The sequence below is a fragment of the Xanthomonas sontii genome (genome assembly GCF_040529055.1).
GTDB classification, from domain to species: domain Bacteria; phylum Pseudomonadota; class Gammaproteobacteria; order Xanthomonadales; family Xanthomonadaceae; genus Xanthomonas_A; species Xanthomonas_A sontii.
On the sequence record NZ_CP132342.1, the window covers coordinates 3,613,383 to 3,630,663 of the forward strand.

At 68.2% G+C, this 17,281-nt stretch carries 18 protein-coding genes; 5 read left to right on the plus strand and 13 right to left on the minus strand.

The window, feature by feature from the left end; translation table 11 throughout:
* Position 1: 1 nt before the first annotated feature.
* The 9 genes from ispF to RAB70_RS15200 form a co-directional block, all read right to left on the minus strand.
* Positions 2-493, minus strand: coding sequence for a 2-C-methyl-D-erythritol 2,4-cyclodiphosphate synthase (ispF, locus tag RAB70_RS15160; protein WP_148828199.1), 492 nt, complete (start codon positions 491-493; stop codon positions 2-4).
* Between the two features lie 81 nt (positions 494-574).
* Positions 575-1,276: a 2-C-methyl-D-erythritol 4-phosphate cytidylyltransferase gene (ispD, locus tag RAB70_RS15165; protein ID WP_148828200.1), complete on the minus strand. Its 702-nt coding sequence runs from the start codon at positions 1,274-1,276 to the stop codon at positions 575-577.
* Positions 1,276-1,638 carry a cell division protein FtsB gene (gene ftsB / locus RAB70_RS15170; protein ID WP_043095785.1) on the minus strand — a complete coding sequence of 121 codons (363 nt, stop codon included), beginning with the start codon at positions 1,636-1,638 and terminating at the stop codon, positions 1,276-1,278. Before ftsB ends, ispD begins: the two co-directional genes overlap by 1 nt.
* A 3-nt stretch (positions 1,639-1,641) precedes the next feature.
* Positions 1,642-2,934 carry a phosphopyruvate hydratase gene (eno, locus tag RAB70_RS15175; protein ID WP_148828201.1) on the minus strand — a complete coding sequence of 431 codons (1,293 nt, stop codon included), beginning with the start codon at positions 2,932-2,934 and terminating at the stop codon, positions 1,642-1,644.
* A gap of 87 nt (positions 2,935-3,021) precedes the next feature.
* Entirely contained in the window at positions 3,022-3,366 is a 345-nt protein-coding gene (locus RAB70_RS15180; protein WP_026143441.1) for a hypothetical protein, read from the minus strand.
* A gap of 85 nt (positions 3,367-3,451) precedes the next feature.
* Positions 3,452-4,282: a 3-deoxy-8-phosphooctulonate synthase gene (kdsA, locus tag RAB70_RS15185; RefSeq protein WP_010343429.1), complete on the minus strand. Its 831-nt coding sequence runs from the start codon at positions 4,280-4,282 to the stop codon at positions 3,452-3,454.
* The gene (locus tag RAB70_RS15190; RefSeq protein ID WP_148828202.1) at positions 4,279-4,566 is read right to left on the minus strand and encodes a hypothetical protein; all 288 of its coding nucleotides are present in this window, start codon (positions 4,564-4,566) and stop codon (positions 4,279-4,281) included. The genes kdsA and RAB70_RS15190 overlap by 4 nt, the downstream gene beginning before the upstream one ends.
* Positions 4,563-6,227 (minus strand): CTP synthase, encoded by a 1,665-nt coding sequence (locus RAB70_RS15195; RefSeq protein ID WP_017912623.1) that lies wholly within the window; start codon positions 6,225-6,227, stop codon positions 4,563-4,565. The genes RAB70_RS15190 and RAB70_RS15195 overlap by 4 nt, the downstream gene beginning before the upstream one ends.
* Positions 6,228-6,364: 137 nt before the next feature.
* Positions 6,365-6,619, minus strand: coding sequence for a hypothetical protein (locus RAB70_RS15200; RefSeq protein WP_010343426.1), 255 nt, complete (start codon positions 6,617-6,619; stop codon positions 6,365-6,367).
* 165 nt (positions 6,620-6,784) lie between these two features.
* Here RAB70_RS15200 and parE point away from each other — a divergent pair, with 165 nt between their 5' ends.
* Complete coding sequence (gene parE / locus RAB70_RS15205) at positions 6,785-8,674, plus strand: DNA topoisomerase IV subunit B (RefSeq protein WP_148828203.1); 1,890 nt, start codon at positions 6,785-6,787, stop codon at positions 8,672-8,674.
* A 208-nt stretch (positions 8,675-8,882) separates the two neighbouring features.
* Complete coding sequence (locus tag RAB70_RS15210) at positions 8,883-9,905, plus strand: IS5 family transposase (protein ID WP_148829423.1); 1,023 nt, start codon at positions 8,883-8,885, stop codon at positions 9,903-9,905.
* A gap of 265 nt (positions 9,906-10,170) precedes the next feature.
* Here the strand turns inward: RAB70_RS15210 and RAB70_RS15215 are convergent, their stop codons facing one another.
* Complete coding sequence (locus tag RAB70_RS15215; protein WP_225851716.1) at positions 10,171-10,989, minus strand: CDP-diacylglycerol diphosphatase; 819 nt, start codon at positions 10,987-10,989, stop codon at positions 10,171-10,173.
* A gap of 195 nt (positions 10,990-11,184) precedes the next feature.
* Here RAB70_RS15215 and RAB70_RS15220 point away from each other — a divergent pair, with 195 nt between their 5' ends.
* A complete protein-coding gene (locus RAB70_RS15220) occupies positions 11,185-12,642 on the plus strand; it encodes a S10 family peptidase (RefSeq protein ID WP_295933272.1) in 1,458 nt (485 codons plus the stop codon).
* 257 nt (positions 12,643-12,899) lie between these two features.
* Here the strand turns inward: RAB70_RS15220 and RAB70_RS15225 are convergent, their stop codons facing one another.
* Positions 12,900-14,021: an inorganic phosphate transporter gene (locus RAB70_RS15225; protein WP_148829892.1), complete on the minus strand. Its 1,122-nt coding sequence runs from the start codon at positions 14,019-14,021 to the stop codon at positions 12,900-12,902.
* Between the two features lie 85 nt (positions 14,022-14,106).
* Complete coding sequence (locus tag RAB70_RS15230) at positions 14,107-14,733, minus strand: DUF47 domain-containing protein (RefSeq protein WP_017911076.1); 627 nt, start codon at positions 14,731-14,733, stop codon at positions 14,107-14,109.
* 258 nt (positions 14,734-14,991) lie between these two features.
* Here RAB70_RS15230 and RAB70_RS15235 point away from each other — a divergent pair, with 258 nt between their 5' ends.
* Together RAB70_RS15235 and RAB70_RS15240 are read left to right on the plus strand one after the other, a co-directional pair.
* A complete protein-coding gene (locus tag RAB70_RS15235) occupies positions 14,992-16,335 on the plus strand; it encodes a hemolysin family protein (protein WP_017911077.1) in 1,344 nt (447 codons plus the stop codon).
* A complete protein-coding gene (locus RAB70_RS15240) occupies positions 16,319-16,981 on the plus strand; it encodes an exopolysaccharide biosynthesis protein (protein WP_148829893.1) in 663 nt (220 codons plus the stop codon). Before RAB70_RS15235 ends, RAB70_RS15240 begins: the two co-directional genes overlap by 17 nt.
* A gap of 32 nt (positions 16,982-17,013) precedes the next feature.
* Here RAB70_RS15240 and RAB70_RS15245 read toward each other — a convergent pair whose 3' ends face one another.
* Positions 17,014-17,202: a hypothetical protein gene (locus tag RAB70_RS15245; protein ID WP_148829894.1), complete on the minus strand. Its 189-nt coding sequence runs from the start codon at positions 17,200-17,202 to the stop codon at positions 17,014-17,016.
* Between the last annotated feature and the right edge of the window lie 79 nt (positions 17,203-17,281).

A 17,281-nucleotide genomic window follows, 5' to 3' on the forward strand; every position in this document is an offset into this window, starting at 1 on the left:
CTCACAGCGCCACCAGCAGGGCCACGGCCTGCGCCGCGATGCCTTCGCCACGGCCGGTGAAGCCGAGCTTCTCGCTGGTGGTGGCCTTGACGCTCACGCAGTCCAGTTCGACCTGCAACAGCGCCGCCAGGCGCTCGCGCATCGCCTGCGCATGCGGGCCGACCTTGGGCCGTTCGCAGATCACGGTGATGTCGGCATTGCCCAGGCGCCAGCCGCGCGCGTGCAGCAGGCCGACGCAGTGATCGAGAAACTGCGCACTGTCGGCGCCCTTCCAGCGCGGATCGGACGGGGGGAAATGCTGGCCGATGTCGCCCAGCGCCAGCGCGCCGAGCAAGGCGTCGCACAGGGCGTGGATCGCCACGTCGCCGTCGCTGTGGGCGAGTACGCCGCGCTCGTGCGCCACGCGCACGCCGCCGAGCATGATGTGGTCGCCCTCGCCGAAGGCGTGGACGTCGTAGCCCTGGCCGATGCGGATGCGGGGAAGTTCAGACATTGGCATGGAGACATCCCACGAAAAATGAAAAAGGACGGAGCACGCGCCGCGCCACGGCGGCCGCATCCGACGCCAGGCGCATCACGACTGCCGCGCGCGCTGGAACAGTTCGAACTCGAAACGCGCCAGGTCGGCCGGTGTGGTGACCTTGAAATTGTCTTCGGCGCCCTCGACCAGCAGCGGCCGCAGCCCCAGCAACTCCATCGCCATCGCGTCGTCGGTGACCTCGACCCCGGCCGCGGCGGCCTGCTCCAGGGCCCGGCTCAGTTGCATGCGCCGGAACAGTTGCGGGGTCAGCGCGCGCCACAGGCGCTCGCGCGGTTCGGTGCCGTCGATGCCGCCGTCGTCGCCGGCGCGCTTGAGCGTGTCGCGCACCGGCGCGGCCAGGATCGCGCCGACCGGATCGCCGCGCCCCGCCTCCAGCAGCCGGTCCAGGTCGGCCAGCGCCAGATTCGGCCGCGCCGCATCGTGCACCAGCACGAAGTCGTCCGCCTTCACCGACTCCGGCAAGGCATGCAACGCGGCCAGCACCGAGCCGGCACGGCTGCCGGCGCCCAGGCAGGTCAGGACCGGCTTGCCAGCCAGTTCGGTCCAACCCGGCCACTGTGCATCGTCCGCGCCCAGCGCCACCATCGCCCCGGCCACCGCCGGATGCGCCAGCAGCGCCTCCAGCGCATGCGCCAGCAACGGGCGCCCACCCGCCTGCAGATATTGCTTGGGCGTGGCGCTGCCGAAACGGGTGCCGCGGCCAGCCGCCGGGACCACGGCCCAGACGGTGGCCATCAGGGCTGCTCGCCCGGCGCCGGCGTCACAGGCGCCGGCTGCGCGCCGGCGGCCGTACCGGCCGGCGCGGTCGACACCGGCGCGTTCTCGACCACGCGGTAGAACTTTTCGCCCGGTTTGATCATGCCCAGTTCGCTACGCGCGCGCTCCTCGATCGCCGCCTCGCCGTCCTTGAGGTCCTTGACCTCGGCGGCGAGCGCGGCGTTGCGTTGCTGCAGACCTTCGTTGTCGCGCTTCTGGTGCTCGACCTGACTTTCGAGCACCAGCACTTCGCCGGAATTGCCCGGGCCGAGCCAGAAACGGTACTGCAGCCACGCCAGCAGTCCCGCCAGCACCAGCAGCAGCCAGCGCCAGTTGCGCACGGCTTATCGCTTGAGCGAGACGAACGCGTCGCGCCCGGCGTAGCGCGCGTCGCTGCCGAGCGCTTCCTCGATGCGCAGCAGCTGGTTGTACTTGGCCACGCGATCGCTGCGGCACAGCGAGCCGGTCTTGATCTGGGTGGCGGTGGTGGCCACGGCGATGTCGGCGATGGTGGTGTCCTCGGTCTCGCCGGAACGGTGCGAGACGATCGCCGCATAGCCGGCCTTGTCGGCCATGGCGATGGCTTCCAGGGTCTCGGTCAGGGTGCCGATCTGGTTGACCTTGATCAGGATCGCGTTGGCGGTGCCGGACTCGATGCCCTGCTTGAAGATCTTCGGGTTGGTCACGAACAGGTCGTCGCCGACCAGTTGCACCTTGCTGCCGATGCGGTCGGTGAGCAGCTTCCAGCCGGCCCAGTCGTCCTCGGCCAGGCCGTCCTCGATGCTGACGATCGGATACTGCGCGGCCCAGTCGGCGAGGAAGTCGACGAACTGCTCGCTGGTCAGGCGCTTGCCCTCGCCCACCAGGTGGTACTTGCCGTTGTCGTAGAACTCGCTGGAGGCCACGTCCAGGCCCAGCAGCACGTCCTCGCCAGCGGTGTAGCCGGCCTTGCCGATCGCTTCCAGGATGGTGTCCAGCGCTTCGACGTTGCTGCGGAAGTCCGGGGCGAAGCCGCCCTCGTCGCCGACCGCGGTGGACAGGCCGTGGCCCTTCAACACCGACTTCAGCGCGTGGAAGATCTCGGTGCCGGCGCGCAGCGCCTCGGAGAACGAGGCGGCGCCGACCGGCAGCACCATGAACTCCTGGAAATCGACGTTGTTGTCGGCATGCGCGCCGCCGTTGATGATGTTCATCATCGGCACCGGCAGCGCCAGGTTGGCGGTGTTGCCCGCGGCCAGCGACTGCCACAGCGGCTGCTTGCGCGAGGCGGCAATGGCATGGGCGTTGGCCAGCGAGACGCCGAGCAGCGCGTTGGCGCCCAGGCGGCCCTTGTTCTCGGTGCCGTCCAGGTCGATCAGGCGGCGGTCCAGGCCCTGCTGGTCGGCGGCGTCGAAGCCCTTCAGCGCGCTGGCGATGGTGGTGTTGACGTTCTCCACCGCCTTGCGCACGCCCTTGCCCAGGTAGCGGGTCTTGTCGCCGTCGCGCAGCTCGACCGCCTCCTTGGTGCCGGTGGACGCGCCCGAGGGTACCGCGGCACGACCGAACGAACCGTCCTCCAGGATGACATCGGCTTCCAGCGTGGGATTGCCGCGGCTGTCGAGGATTTCACGGGCGTGGATGCTGCGGATCGTACTCATGGGCGGGCCGGTTACCTGTAGGAAGAGGGGGCGGAAACGAATGCCGGCTGATTATCCCCGGCCGCCGGTTCCTTGCCAAATCCCGCCTCAGCCGGCGCCCATCAGGCCCAGCGGGATTCCGCTGAGGAAGAGCAGGATCAAGACCAGCATCGCCAGCAGCAGGCCGCCGGCGATGCCGGCCAGGAGGCGGCCGCGGCGCTGCGTCCAACTCAGCGCGGCGGCGATCGTCGCGCCCACCGCAGCCACTGCCACTACCAGCAGGGCGATCACCATCCAAAACAGCATGGCCAGGAAATGATCGCCGTGGCTGGGCGTGCCAATCCCACTGGAGAAGGCGAACAGCGCCACGACCAGCGCCGCCCACGCCAGCAACGACAACAACAAGGCACACAGCCCCCAAGGCCAGGCGCCGGCGCGCTCGGGTGCGGTCATCGCCGGGGCTCCGAGAAGGCGACGAACACCCGGCAGCCCGCACCCGGCCAGGATCGGCACAGCCGCAGCGGCGGCGGCGCACGCCTCACGCGAAGCGCGAGAACCCGTGTTTCTTGGTCACCGCGTCCAGTTCCATCAGCGTTTCCAGCAGCGCTTCCATCTGATCCAGCGGCCACGCATTGGGGCCGTCGGACAGCGCCTTGGACGGGTCCGGATGGGTCTCCGCGAACACGCCGGCCACGCCCACGGCCACCGCCGCGCGCGCCAGCACCGGCACGAACTCGCGCTGACCACCGGAACTGCCGCCCTGCCCGCCCGGCAGCTGCACCGAATGGGTGGCATCGAACACCACCGGGCAGCCGGTCTCGCGCATCACGCTCAGCGAGCGCATGTCGCTGACCAGGTTGTTGTAGCCGAAGCTGGCGCCGCGCTCGCAGACCATGATCTGCTCGTTGCCGGTGGACTTGGCCTTCTCCACCACCGGCTTCATGTCCCACGGCGACAGGAACTGGCCCTTCTTGATGTTGACCGGCTTGCCGGCGGCGCACACGTTCTTGATGAAATCGGTCTGCCGCACCAGGAACGCCGGCGTCTGCAGCACGTCCACCACCGCCGCCACCTCGTGCATCGGCGTGTACTCGTGCACGTCGGTCAGCACCGGCACGCCGATCTGGGTCTTCACTGCCTCCAGCACCTTCAGCCCTTCCTCCAGGCCGGGGCCACGGAAGCTGGTGCCGGAGGTGCGGTTGGCCTTGTCGAAGCTGGACTTGAAGATGAAGTTGATGCCCAGCCGGCCGGTGATCTCCTTGAGCCTGCCGGCGACGTCGAGCTGCAGTTGCATCGACTCGATCACGCACGGGCCGGCGATCAGGAACAGCGGCTGGTCCAGGCCGACGTCGAATCCACAGAGCTTCATTGATTACCTTCCGGAGGTTCAGAGGGGCGCTGGAGGGGCGCAGGGACGGAGCCGCCGCCGAACCTGCCGGCAGCCCAGATGAGTGCGCCGATCAGCGCCAGCGGCGCAGCTAGCCCCACCGCCGCGATCAGGCAATACATCAGCCCCATCCCATAGCTATCGGCCAAGCCGGTGCTGCTGCGCCAGGAGAAATAGACCAGCAAGGCCGCAGGAAACACCAGCACCGCCGCCGCAAAGAACCAGCGCGCGACCCTACTCTCGCTGCTGCGCCCGGTCGCAGTCACGCCCTAGCTTCCTTGAGCAGCTTGCCGCCGGCCTTGCGCTCGCGCGCGGCGCGCACGAAGCCGATGAACAACGGATGGCCGTCGCGCGGCGTGGACAGGAATTCCGGGTGCGCCTGGCAGGCCAGGAACCACGGATGCGTCTCGCGCGGCAACTCCACCATCTCCACCAGGGTGTCGTCCATCGACTTGGCGGCAATCACCAGGCCGGCGTCCTCGAGCTGGGTGCGATAGCGGTTGTTGAACTCGTAACGGTGGCGATGGCGCTCGGCGACCACGTCCTTGCCGTACAGCTCGCGCGCCAGCGTGCCCGGCTTGAGCCGCTGCTCCTGCAGACCCAGGCGCATGGTGCCGCCGAGGTCGGACTTCTCGTCGCGCTTCTCGACATCGCCAGTGGCGGTGCGCCATTCGGTGATCAGGCCGATCACCGGGTACGGCGACTGCCGGTCGTTCTCGGTGCTGTTGGCCGCGTCCAGCCCGGCGACATGCCGCGCATAGTCGACCACCGCAGCCTGCATGCCGTAGCAGATGCCGAAGTACGGCACGCCGTGCTGGCGCGCATAGCGCGAGGTCAGCACCTTGCCTTCGAAGCCGCGGTCGCCGAAGCCGCCCGGGACCAGGATGCCGTCCACGTCGGCCAGGGCCGCCATGTCGCTGCCTTCCAGGTCCTGCGCTTCCAGCCACTTCAGGTTGACCTTGGTGCGCTGGCGCAGGCCGCCGTGCTTGAGCGCCTCGCCGACCGACTTGTACGCGTCCTGATGGTCGACGTACTTGCCGACCACGGCGATGGTGACCTCGTCGAGCGGATGCTTGATCGCGTCGACCACGGCTTCCCACTCCGACAGGTTGGCCGCGCCGACCTTGTCGCGCAGCTTGAACTGGTCGATGACGATCTCGTCCAGACCCTGCCGGTGCAACTCCAGCGGCATGCCATAGAGCACGTCGATGTCGGCGGCGCTGATCACCGCGCGCTCGGAGACGTTGGTGAACAGCGCGATCTTGCGCCGTTCCGAATCCGGGATCGCCTGCTCCGAGCGGCACAGCAGCACGTCCGGCTGGATGCCGATCGAGCGCAGTTCCTTGACCGAATGCTGGGTCGGCTTGGTCTTCAGTTCGCCGGCCGCGGCGATGTACGGCACCAGGGTGAGGTGCATGAACATGGCCTTCTCGGCGCCGCGCTCGGTGCGCACCTGGCGGATCGCCTCCAGGAACGGCAGCGACTCGATGTCGCCGACGGTGCCGCCAATCTCGACCAGGGCCACGTCGTAGCCGGCGGTGGCTTCATCCACGCAGCGACGGATCTCGTCGGTGATGTGCGGAATCACCTGCACGGTGGCGCCGAGGTAGTCGCCGCGGCGCTCCTTGCGGATCACGTTCTCGTAGATGCGCCCGGTGGTGACCGAATTCTTGCGCGACAGGCGCGTGCGCACGAAGCGCTCGTAATGCCCCAGGTCCAGGTCGGTCTCGGCGCCGTCGTCGGTGACGTACACCTCGCCGTGCTGGAACGGGCTCATCGTGCCCGGGTCGACGTTGATGTAGGGGTCCAGCTTCATCATCGTGACCGACAGGCCACGTGCTTCGAGAATGGACGCAAGCGAAGCGGCCGCGATGCCCTTGCCAAGCGAGGACACTACGCCGCCGGTAACGAAGATCAGGGGGGTCATGGCTCAAAGGCCTCCCGGAAAGCCATAGTTTAACGGGTGAAGCGGATTTGCCCAAGCGCTTTTGCGCAACAGCCGCCCCATAAAAAAGCGACGCCCCGGGCGACCGGGGCGTCGTGTGCAGGAAACCCTGCGCAAACTCAAGGCTTGCGCGCTTCCTCTTCCTCTTCCTTCTTCGGCGCGGCCGCATCCTTGCCGGCCTTGTGCTCGGCGGCCGCGGCGGCGCGGCGCTTGGCCTTGGCATCGGCCTCGGCCTTTTCCTTGGCGACCTGCGCCTCATAGGCGGCGGCACCGGAGGCGGCCGGATCGGCGCTCTGCGCCTGGGCCATCGCGACCGGCACGGCCACCGCGGCGGCGACCAGGGCGGCCAGGGTCAACAGCTTGCGAACGTTCATGGCGGACTCCTTTGGGACGTGCGACGAAGATGTGGGCGACGTCGCGGTTTTTCCAGGGCCAGCGTAGCGCGACGCCGCCGCACCTGCCCTGAACACCGGCGACGTGCAAAAAACCGCCGCAGACCGCACACTTCCGGATCTGCTTCGCGCCACCTGCTGAGACGCATGAATACCCGCTACAACGCCGCCGACATCGAAGTTCTCTCTGGCCTGGACCCGGTCAAGCGCCGGCCCGGCATGTACACCGACACCGCACGGCCGAACCATCTGGCCCAGGAAGTCATCGACAACGCCGTGGACGAGGCGCTGGCCGGCCACGCCCGGCACATCGAGGTGACGCTGTACAAGGACGGCAGTTGCGAGGTGTCCGACGACGGCCGCGGCATGCCGGTGGACATCCATCCGGAAGAGAAGATCTCCGGCGTCGAACTGATCCTCACCCGGCTGCATGCCGGCGGCAAGTTCAGCGACCGCAACTACACCTTCAGCGGCGGCCTGCACGGCGTCGGCGTCAGCGTGGTCAATGCGCTGTCCAATCGGGTGGAACTGTTCATCAAGCGCGAAGGCAACGAGTACCGCATGGCCTTCGCCGACGGCCACGCCGCCTCCAAGCTGGAGATCGTCGGCAGCGTCGGCAAGAAGAACACCGGCACGCGTCTGCGCTTCTGGCCGGATCCGAAGTACTTCGACACGCCGAAGTTCGCAGTGCGCGCGCTGCGCCACCTGCTGCGCGCCAAGGCGGTGCTGTGCCCCGGCCTGACCGTCAAGCTGCACGACGAAGCCACCGGCGAGCAGGACACCTGGTACTTCGAGGACGGCCTGCGCGACTACCTGCGCGGCGAGCTGTCCGAGCGCGAGCTGCTGCCGGCCGAACTGTTCGTCGGCAGCCTGAAGAAGGACCGCGAGATCGTCGACTGGGCGGTGGCCTGGGTGGTGGAAGGCGAGCTGGTGCAGGAAAGCTACGTCAACCTGATTCCCACCGCGCAGCACGGCACCCACGTCAACGGCCTGCGCAGCGGCCTCACCGACGCGTTGCGCGAGTTCTGCGATTTCCGCAACCTGCTGCCGCGCGGCGTGAAGCTGGCGCCGGAAGACGTGTGGGACCGCGTGGCGTTCGTGCTCTCGCTGAAGATGACCGACCCGCAGTTCAGCGGCCAGACCAAGGAACGCCTGTCCTCGCGCCAGGCCGCCGGCTTCATCGAAGGCGCCGCGCACGATGCCTTCAGCCTGTGGCTGAACCAGAACGTGGAGACCGGCACGCGCATCGCGCAGATCGCCATCGACCGCGCCAGCGCGCGGCTGAAGACCGAGAAGCAGATCGTGCGCAAGAAGGTCACCCAGGGCCCGGCGCTGCCGGGCAAGCTGGCCGACTGCATCAGCCAGGACCTCTCGCGCACCGAACTGTTCCTGGTCGAGGGCGACTCGGCGGGCGGCAGCGCCAAGCAGGCCCGCGACAAGGATTTCCAGGCGATCCTGCCGCTGCGCGGCAAGATCCTCAACACCTGGGAAGTGGCCTCCGGCAGCGTGCTCGCCTCGGAGGAAGTGCACAACCTGGCGATCGCGATCGGCTGCGATCCCGGCAAGGAGGAGATCGACGGCCTGCGCTACGGCAAGGTGGTGATCCTGGCCGACGCCGACTCCGACGGCCTGCACATCGCGACCCTGCTGACCGCGCTGTTCCTGCGCCACTTCCCCGCCCTGGTGCGCGCCGGCCACGTGTTCGTGGCGATGCCGCCGCTGTTCCGCGTGGACGTGGGCAAGCAGGTGTTCTACGCGCTGGACGAGGAAGAGAAACGCTCGCTGCTGGACAAGATCGAACGCGAGAAGATCAAGGGCCAGGTCAGCGTCACCCGCTTCAAGGGCCTGGGCGAGATGAATCCGCAGCAGCTGCGCGAATCCACCATCCACCCGGACACCCGGCGCCTGGTGCAACTGACCGTGGACGACGGCGACCAGACCCGCTCGCTGATGGACATGCTGCTGGCCAAGAAGCGCGCCGGCGACCGCAAGCAGTGGCTGGAGACCAAGGGCGACCTGGCGTCGCTGGAGGTCTGAGACCGGGTGCGCGCGCTGGCGCTTCCAGTCAGCGCGTGCGCGGTCGTGCAGATGCCGCTTCCCCGGCCGGCTCGGCGAGAGCCGTGTCGGGTTTGCACTAGCGGGTTGTGAGTGCTCCCGAAAGCATCGTGCGGGAGCGACTTCAGGGCACCTCTAAAAACCCCGCCTTTGGCATCATTGGTCTGGAGAACACGCCGAGGACGCCACGATGATCAGCCTGTTTGCCGGCCACGAACGCGAAGCCAAGCGGCAGCAGATCGGCGATCCTCTGGCTCTGCTGTCACGGCATATCGACTTTGCCGGGATTGCTCACGTCGTAGACGCGAAGCTGTCCTTGGGTACTGGCAAGCGCGGTGGCCGTCCGGCTTGGCCGACGCAGGTGATGATCAAGCTGCTGCTGTTGCAGCAGTTGTACAACCTCTCCGACGATGCGCTGGAGTACCAGGTGCTGGATCGGCGCAGCTTCCAGCAATTCCTCGGACTGGAACACAGCGGCAAGGTGCCCGACGCCAAGACGATCTGGGTGTGGCGCGAACGGCTCAAGACCAAGGATCTGATGGGCGACATCAGCGCGGCGATCGGTGAGCAATTGCAACGTGCCGGGTTCATTGCCCGCGGCGGTCAGATCATCGACGCCAGCATCGTCAGCGCTCCGATCCAGCGCAACACGCGCGAAGAGAACGCGCAGATCAAGCAGGGCGATGACGTCGGCCAGGACTGGAGCGATGCCAAGCGTGCGCAGAAGGATATGCAGGCACGTTGGACCAGGAAGCATGGGGTGGCGTTCTACGGCTACAAGCTGCACGCCAGCACGGACCGTCGCTGGGGCTTCATCCGCCGCTACGACGTGAGCGCGGCCAACGTGCACGACAGCCGTCACTTCGAGCAGGTGCTGGACCCGGACAACACCGGCCGCACGGTATGGGCCGATAGCGGGTATGCCGATGCAGCGCGGGAAGCAGACCTGAAAAGGCGTGGTTACCGCCCCGCGATCCAACATCAAGGGCATGCGCGCAAGCCCTTGAGCGAGGCAGCAAAGCGCCGGAACCGTCGAATTGCCAAGGATCGGGTGTTCGGCGAGCACCCGTTTGCGCGCTTGGCCCAACAAGGCGGCAAGTTCGTACGCTGCATCGGCTTGGCGCGGGCAAAGGTGGTGATCGGGCTGAAGGTCGCCAGCCATAACGTGATGCGGCTGGCACGGCTACAGGAGCGGGCCATGGCGCCAGCGTGATCGGCTGAGGTAGCCCAGCGGCCACCTCAGCCTCCCAACCACCACGATCAGGCGCCGCTCTGGTGCCGTTGCGACAGATGCTACCCCTGGCTCCAGGTCGTGGCAGGTTGTTCGAGGTGCCCTTCAGTCGCGACGCGCGAAGCAGGCAGATGCCGGGGCATCATGCCGTCGGGACTGAAGTCCCTCCCACAACATCCCTGCCTGCGCGCCGCACGACCGGCGGATGCCGTCAGTTGCCTGCGCGGCATTGATGCCGCCTGGGCCCTCAGCCACGCGCAGGCGCCGCCGGTACCACGCCGGTGCAGTCGTGATCCTGCAGTTCCTCCGCACCGACCCCATCGCCGGGAAGCGCGGTGGCGGCCAGCAGCACGAAGCCCGGGCGACCATCGAACGCCGCGCCGACCACCGCCAGGGTCTGGTGCACCATGCTCTGCTGCGGCGGCAGGCTGCGCGCCAGCAGCGTCAGCGGATTCGCATCCAGTTCTTCGCCCTCCACGCGCATCGCCCGATAGGCGTGACCGTGCAGCGGCTGCGGCAACGGCGCCCAGGTAGGGCCGATCGACGCCTGCATCGCCTGCAACTGGTCGCGCACCTGCGGCGCCAGGCAATCGATATGGACATGCAACTGGTCCTGCGAACGCGCCGAGGGCGGGTTGATCGTCAGGCTGGCCAGTTCGCGCGGCAGCGGCCGGTTCAACAACCGCTCGACCCGGGTGCGCGCCTGCCAGGCCAGGCCCAGCCAGTTCGGCGCGCCGGCGGCACGCGCGCGCGGATCTTCGATCCCGCTCACCGGCACCGTCGGAATCAGCAGGTACTGGTAGTCGCCGCGCAGGTCCTTCATCAAGACATAGCGTTGGCCGGGCTCGGCATGCACTTCGCTGCAAGGGGCCGGATCGGCGCCGGCGCGCGCCTGCGGCAGGCAGCGCGTGCTCAGCAGCCGCCACAGGCGCTGGCGATCGTGGGCATGCGGATCGTGCGCCGCCGGCGACTCGGCCACGGACGGCGGCGCAGGCACGCTGGCGCAGCCGGCCAGCAACGCCGCCAGGAACAGGCTTAGCGGCAGGCGAAAACGAAGGACGGGCATGCGCAGCGGACCGGACACGGGACGGACCGGCGATTGTAGCCAGTGCCGATGAACCGGCATGGCGCCCGCCGCCGACCATGGCTTTGTGCACATCCGCCGCGCCGACGCCGCGGCCTAGCATGCCGGCTCCCTTCCTGCGAGCGACCGCCCGTGCCGACCTTCCCTTCCGTGCTGCTGGCCGTGCTGCTGGCGGCGATGCCGATGACCGCGGCGCTGGCCGCCGATGCCGATGCGGGCAATGCCGACAAGGGCGACAAGCCCGCCGCCGCCGAACCGGCGCCGCTACCGGCCGACGCACAGACCAGCCAATCCACCCAGCTCGACGGCCGCACCCTGCGCTACACGGTCAAGGTCGGCACGCTGCCGGTGAAGGACAAGCAGGGCAAGGTCGTCGCCGACGTGGTCTATACCGCCTACACCATGGACGGCAAGGACCGTCCGGTCACCTTCGCGCTCAACGGCGGCCCCGGCGCGGCCTCGGTGTACCTCAACCTGGGCGCGATCGGGCCGAAGGTGGTGGCGTTCGGCAGCGAGGGCGACAGCGCCTCGGCACCGGCGCAGCTGCGCGACAACCCCGGCACCTGGCTGGACTTCACCGACTTGGTGTTCATCGACCCGGTCGGCACCGGCTTCAGCCGCTCGCGCGTGCCCGACGAGCAGGCCAAGAAGCAGTTCTACAACCCGCAGGCCGATATCGAATACCTCTCGCGCACCATCTACGACTGGCTGCTGAAGAACCAGCGCCTGCAGTCGCGCAAGTACCTGGTCGGCGAGAGCTACGGCGGCTTCCGCGGCCCGCGCATCACCCACTACCTGCAGACCAAGCTCGGCGTGGCGATGAACGGCGTGGTCCTGGTCTCGCCGTATCTGAACCCGACCCTGGACGACAACGGCGACGTCTCGCCGCTGCCGTGGATGCTGACCCTGCCGTCGATCACCGCCGCACGCCTGGAACGCGAGGGCAAGCTGACCCCGGAAGCGATGCGCCAGGTGATCGACTACACCCGCGGCGACTACGTCACCGCGCTGCTGCGCGGCCGCTCCGACCCGGCCGGCACCACCCGCATGATCCAGCAGGTGACCGCGATGACCGGCCTGGACCCGGCCTTCGTGCGCCGCGCCGGCGGCCGCCTGGAGACCCAGGCCTACCTGCGCGAGGTGTTCCGCGACAAGGGCGAACTGGGCAGCCGCTACGACTCCAACGTCACCGCCTTCGACCCGTTCCCCAACGCCCCCGAGCAGCGCGCCAACGACCCGCTGCTGGACAGCATCATCGCCCCCACCACCACCGCGATGGTCGATTTCGTGACCCGCGTGGTCGGTTGGAAGGTCGACGCCCGCTACGAGGCGCTGAACTACGACGTGAACCGGCTGTGGGACTGGGACGACGAACTGCGCAAGGGTTCGGTGACGCAACTGCGCCAGTCGGTGGCGATCGACCCGAAGCTGCGCGTGCTGATCGTGCACGGCTGGAACGACCTGTCGTGCCCGTTCATGGGCTCGGTGCTGACCGTGGACCAGATGCCGGTGATGGGCAACGACCCGACCCGCGTGCAGGTCAAGAACTACCCCGGCGGCCACATGTTCTACAACCGCGCCGACAGCCAGCGCGCGCTGCGGCAGGACGTGATGGCGATGTATCGGGCGAATTGATGGGAATGGGGAATTGGGAATGGGGAATCGCAAAAGCGGTTCCCCAGTCGTCGAGACAATACCCCGACCTGCGTGGTTCGGGAGTGCTATCGCGATGGAGTTACTTGGCTACGCGACGTCGCCACGCAGGCAACACTCGTTGCGACAAGAGGACGTAAGACGTATCCAGATTCCTTTCGGAGGGCGACATCGTCACCGTTCGCGGGAAATCTATGCTTTTACGATTCCCGTTTCCCCACTCCCGATTCCCGGCTCCCTCACACCCACCCAGCCAAGGCGAATCCGCGGAAAATCAGATACGCCACGCCGGCAGCGGCCGGGATCGTCAGGATCCAGGCCCAGACGATGCGTTCGATGACGCCGAAGCGCAGCGAGCGCGGGTTCTTGGCGAAGCCCACGCCCATGATCGCGGTGGAGATGCTGTGGGTGGTGGACACCGGCATGCCGAAGTGCGCGGCCAGGGTCAGGATCGTGGCCGAGCTGGTCTCCGCGGCGAAGCCATGGATCGGATGCAGCTTGACCATCTTGTGGCCCAGGGTCTTGATGATCTTCCAGCCGCCGGAGGCGGTGCCGGCGGCCATCACCACCGCGCAGGTCAGCACGATCCAGGTGGCGATGCCCTGCCCCTGGCTGGCGTCGGGATGCAGGAACGCCAGCCACGACGGCAGGTCGTCCAGGGCGCCGGTGCTCTGCGCGCCGATCAGGGTCATGGCGATGATGCCCATGGTCTTCTGCGCGTCGTTGTGGCCGTGCGCATAGCCCATGTACGCGGCCGAGGCGATCTGCGCCTTGCCGAAGAAGGCATTGACCCAGCGCGGCCGCGCCAGCCGCCCGAGCGGGCCGCCCAGCTTGGCCAGGCCGGCGATCGCCGCCCACAGCAACAGCATCACCGCGATGCCGAGCAGGAAGCCGGCGATCGGGGAGGTTACCATCGGCACGAACACCTTCCACAGCAGTCCCTTGTTCTTGGCCCAGTCGCCGAGGTTCTGCGACCAGATCAGCGCGCCCCAGTCGTTGTGCGCGGCGGCCAGGCCGGCGCCGCACAGGCCGCCGATCAGCGCATGCGAGGACGAGGACGGCAGGCCCTTCCACCAGGTGATCAGGTTCCAGACGATGCCGCCGAGCAGCGCGCACAGCACCACGTGCGGGGTCACCGCGACCACGTCGGTATTGAGCAGGCCGGAGGCGATGGTCATCGCCACGGCGGTGCCGGTCAGCGCGCCGACCAGGTTCATCGCCGCGGCCAGCATCACCGCCCAGCCGGGGCTGAGCACCTTGGTGGCGACCACCGTGGCGATCGAGTTGGCGGTGTCGTGGAAGCCGTTGATGAACTCGAACACCAGCGCCGCCAGGATCACGATCAGGACCAGGCTCAGCATCGGCGCGCCTCCACGCACGCGGCGGCGGCGGCCGGCGCGCGCAGGGCGCCACGGCCGCGCAGGCAGCAACTCCGCAGCGCGTCCATCAGGAGTTCTTCAGCACGATCTGGTAGACCACCACGCCGGCCTCGCGGCAACGGTCGATGGCCTTCTCCAGGATTTCGAAGAACTCCTTGAGCAGGAACATCTGCAGGTTGTCCAGGCGCCCGGAGTAGATGTCGCGGTACAGCTCCAGCATCAGCCGGTCGGCCTCGTTCTCCAGCGAGCGCAGCTTGTCGTTGAGCGCGCTCATCCGGTCCAGGTTCATGTGGCGCAGGTCGTGGACCATCTCCACCACCACCGCCGCGGCCTGCTCCAGCATCGCCGAGCGCGGCGCGAAATCGATGTGCTCCAGGTGCTGGATCGCCAGCGAATAGCGATCGGCGAACTTCTCCACCTGCTTGGGGATCTTGTACAGGGCCGAGCCCAGCGCCTCGATGTCCTCGCGCTCGATCGGGGTCATGAAGCTGTCCACCAGCGCCTGGCCGATCTTGTCGGACGCGGCGCGCTCGCGCAGGCGCGCCAGCTTGAAGCCGTCCAGCGCCGGCTGCCGGTCGGACTCGCGCATCATCGCGTGCAGGGCCTTGGTGCTGTCGTAGGCGGCCTGTGCCGCCTCGTCGAGCAGGGTGTAGAACTGCTTGCCGGAACCGAAGATGGTCTGCAACGAAAACATGCAACGCGCTTCCCGCCGTCGCGGGGAGGACGGCACTGGGGCGGAATTATGACTGTTTGCTGACACCTGCGGGTAGTCGCGGCCCCGGGCCGGCCCTGGCGACGTCGGCGCGGCGTGGACGCGGCCCCCGCCCGGGTTTGTTACCATCGCCGCCGCGCCCTTCGCGGGCGCACCCTATGGACGACCACCCCACACCCCCTGCCCCGCGCCGCAACGGCGCCCATGTCCCCGCTTTCCTTGGCGCCAAGGAGCGCGCGCATGCTTGAACTGTTGATCGTTGCAGCCCTCATCCTGCTCAACGGTTTCTTCGCGATGTCCGAGATGTCGCTGATGACCTCGCGCAAGAGCCGGCTGAAGCAGATGGCCCAGTCCAGCACGCGCGCGGCCAAGGCGCTGGCGCTGGCCGAGAACCCCGAGCACTTCCTGTCCACCGTGCAGATCGGCATCACCGCCATCGGCATCCTCACCGGTACCTTCGGCGGCGAAGCCATGGGCGTGGCGATCGCGGCCAAGCTGCAGGCGCTGTTCCCGGCGCTGGCGGCCAACTTCACCCTGTTCGGCGATCCGCAGCCGTGGTCGGCGCTGATCGGCAAGACCCTGGCGATCGTGCTGATCACCTTCCTGACGCTGATCTTCGGCGAACTGGTGCCCAAGCGCCTGGCCCTGACCCGTTCGGAGGTCATCGCCGGCTTCGTCGCCATCCCCATGGGCTGGCTGGCCCGGATCGCCGCGCCGTTCGTCTGGGTGCTGTCGCGCTCGACCCGGCTGGTGCTGCGCCTGCTCGGCCTGGGCAAGGAGGAGTCGGCCTCGGTGACCGAAGAGGAAATCCGCATGCTGGTGGCCGAGAGCCACGAGGCGGGCGTGATCGACGCGCACGAGCGCGACATGATGAACCGGGTCATGCGCCTGGGCGACCGCACCGCCGACAGCCTGATGACCCCGCGCAACCGCATCGCCTGGCTCGACGCCAACGCCGAGCCGCAGCGCAACCTGCAGGTGATGCGCGAGCACGAGTTCTCGCGCTACCCGGTGTACCGCGGCAGCGACCAGGACATCGCCGGCGTGCTGGAGGTGAAATCGCTGGTCACGCGCATGGACGGCGACGCCACCCAGTTGTTCCAGAGCCTGCGCGACACCTTGTTCGTGTCCGAGTCCACCCACGCGATGAAGCTGCTGGAGATCTTCCGCGAAGAGCAGCAATCGATGGCCCTGGTGGTGGACGAGTACGGCGAGATCCAGGGCCTGGTGACGATCAGCGACCTGATGGGCGCGGTGGTCGGGCGCCTGCAGTCGGCCGACAACGCCGACGAGGACGCGCTGGTGGTGACCCGCGCCGACGGCTCGCTGCTGATCGACGGTTCGCTGGCGATCGAGGACCTGCGCGAACTGCTGGGCGGCGCCGAGCTGCCCAGCGCCGAGGAAGGCGACTACAACACCCTGGCCGGCCTGTGCATCTACTACTTCGGGCGCATCCCGCACGCCGGCGAGTTCTTCGACTGGGCCGGCTGGCGCATCGAGATCGTCGACCTGGACGGCGCGCGCGTGGACAAGCTGCTGCTGCGCAAGCTGCAGGACGAGAACAGCGATGACATCACCGGGTGACGCACCCGGCGGTGCGCCGCACGAGGGCGACCACGGCTACAGCGCCGAGGGCATCCGCACCCTGCTCGACACCTTCGTCCTCGGCGACCCGGACGAACACCTGCGGCTGCGGCTGATCCTCGCCGACCTGCAGCAGAGCGCGTTCGGCGTGTTCCTGTTCGTGGCGATCCTGCCGGCGTTCCTGCCGGTGCCGGGCCTGGCCGGCGGCATCAGCGGGCCGCTGGTGACGCTGATCGGCCTGCAGATGCTGATCGGCCTGCGCAAGCCGTGGCTGCCGCGCTTCATCGGCGAGCGCGGGCCGCGCCGCCGCACCATGCAGCGCTTCGTCGGCCGCATCGCGCCGTGGCTGCGACGCCTGGACCGACTGCTCAAGCCGCGCCTGCCGGCGCTGGTCGATACCCTGCCGGCGCGCGCCTTCAGTGGGCTGCTGCTGATCGTGCTGGGGATCCTGCTGTCGCTGCCGATCCCGTTCACCAACTACGCCTTCGGCGCGATGCTGTTGCTGTTCGCGCTGGCGCTGCTGGAACGGGACGGCGGACTGATGCTGCTGTCGTGGCTGGGCAGCGTCGCCGTGGCGCTGAGCCTGGGATTGGCCTCGGACCAGGTGGTCGACCTGGGCCGGGAGTGGATGCACAAGCTGCGCTGAGCGCACGCGGCAGTGGGGCGCCCGCTGCCCGCTTACTTCACCAGGTACAGTTCCGTCTCGCTGGCAAACACGTTGCGCATGTGCGACGGCCGCACGGACGCACCCTTGGCCGGGCGTTCCGGCGTCTGGGCGCGCAGGCGCTCCAGGCATTTGCTCATCTGTTGCAAGGCCGCCTCCAGTCCACATTCGTGCACCGGCGCCATCGGATGCTGTGCGTTCATTGCCGATCCCCCTGTTCGCGTCAGTTGTACGGCCGTGTCCCGAGGCCGAACGCCACGCTGATGCGCGACGCGAAACGAT

What these genes read in the sequence shown, in the direction of transcription:
- ispF (WP_148828199.1), bottom strand. Translation starts at nt 493, where the DNA reads ATGTCTGAACTTCCCCGCATCCGCATCGGCCAGGGCTACGACGTCCAC.
- ispD (WP_148828200.1), bottom strand. Translation starts at nt 1,276, where the DNA reads ATGGCCACCGTCTGGGCCGTGGTCCCGGCGGCTGGCCGCGGCACCCGT.
- eno (WP_148828201.1), bottom strand. Translation starts at nt 2,934, where the DNA reads ATGAGTACGATCCGCAGCATCCACGCCCGTGAAATCCTCGACAGCCGC.
- RAB70_RS15180 (WP_026143441.1), bottom strand. Translation starts at nt 3,366, where the DNA reads ATGACCGCACCCGAGCGCGCCGGCGCCTGGCCTTGGGGGCTGTGTGCC.
- kdsA (WP_010343429.1), bottom strand. Translation starts at nt 4,282, where the DNA reads ATGAAGCTCTGTGGATTCGACGTCGGCCTGGACCAGCCGCTGTTCCTG.
- RAB70_RS15195 (WP_017912623.1), bottom strand. Translation starts at nt 6,227, where the DNA reads ATGACCCCCCTGATCTTCGTTACCGGCGGCGTAGTGTCCTCGCTTGGC.
- RAB70_RS15200 (WP_010343426.1), bottom strand. Translation starts at nt 6,619, where the DNA reads ATGAACGTTCGCAAGCTGTTGACCCTGGCCGCCCTGGTCGCCGCCGCG.
- parE (WP_148828203.1), top strand. Translation starts at nt 6,785, where the DNA reads ATGAATACCCGCTACAACGCCGCCGACATCGAAGTTCTCTCTGGCCTG.
- RAB70_RS15210 (WP_148829423.1), top strand. Translation starts at nt 8,883, where the DNA reads ATGATCAGCCTGTTTGCCGGCCACGAACGCGAAGCCAAGCGGCAGCAG.
- RAB70_RS15215 (WP_225851716.1), bottom strand. Translation starts at nt 10,989, where the DNA reads ATGCCCGTCCTTCGTTTTCGCCTGCCGCTAAGCCTGTTCCTGGCGGCG.
- RAB70_RS15220 (WP_295933272.1), top strand. Translation starts at nt 11,185, where the DNA reads ATGCCGATGACCGCGGCGCTGGCCGCCGATGCCGATGCGGGCAATGCC.
- RAB70_RS15225 (WP_148829892.1), bottom strand. Translation starts at nt 14,021, where the DNA reads ATGCTGAGCCTGGTCCTGATCGTGATCCTGGCGGCGCTGGTGTTCGAG.
- RAB70_RS15230 (WP_017911076.1), bottom strand. Translation starts at nt 14,733, where the DNA reads ATGTTTTCGTTGCAGACCATCTTCGGTTCCGGCAAGCAGTTCTACACC.
- RAB70_RS15235 (WP_017911077.1), top strand. Translation starts at nt 14,992, where the DNA reads ATGCTTGAACTGTTGATCGTTGCAGCCCTCATCCTGCTCAACGGTTTC.
- RAB70_RS15240 (WP_148829893.1), top strand. Translation starts at nt 16,319, where the DNA reads ATGACATCACCGGGTGACGCACCCGGCGGTGCGCCGCACGAGGGCGAC.
- RAB70_RS15245 (WP_148829894.1), bottom strand. Translation starts at nt 17,202, where the DNA reads ATGAACGCACAGCATCCGATGGCGCCGGTGCACGAATGTGGACTGGAG.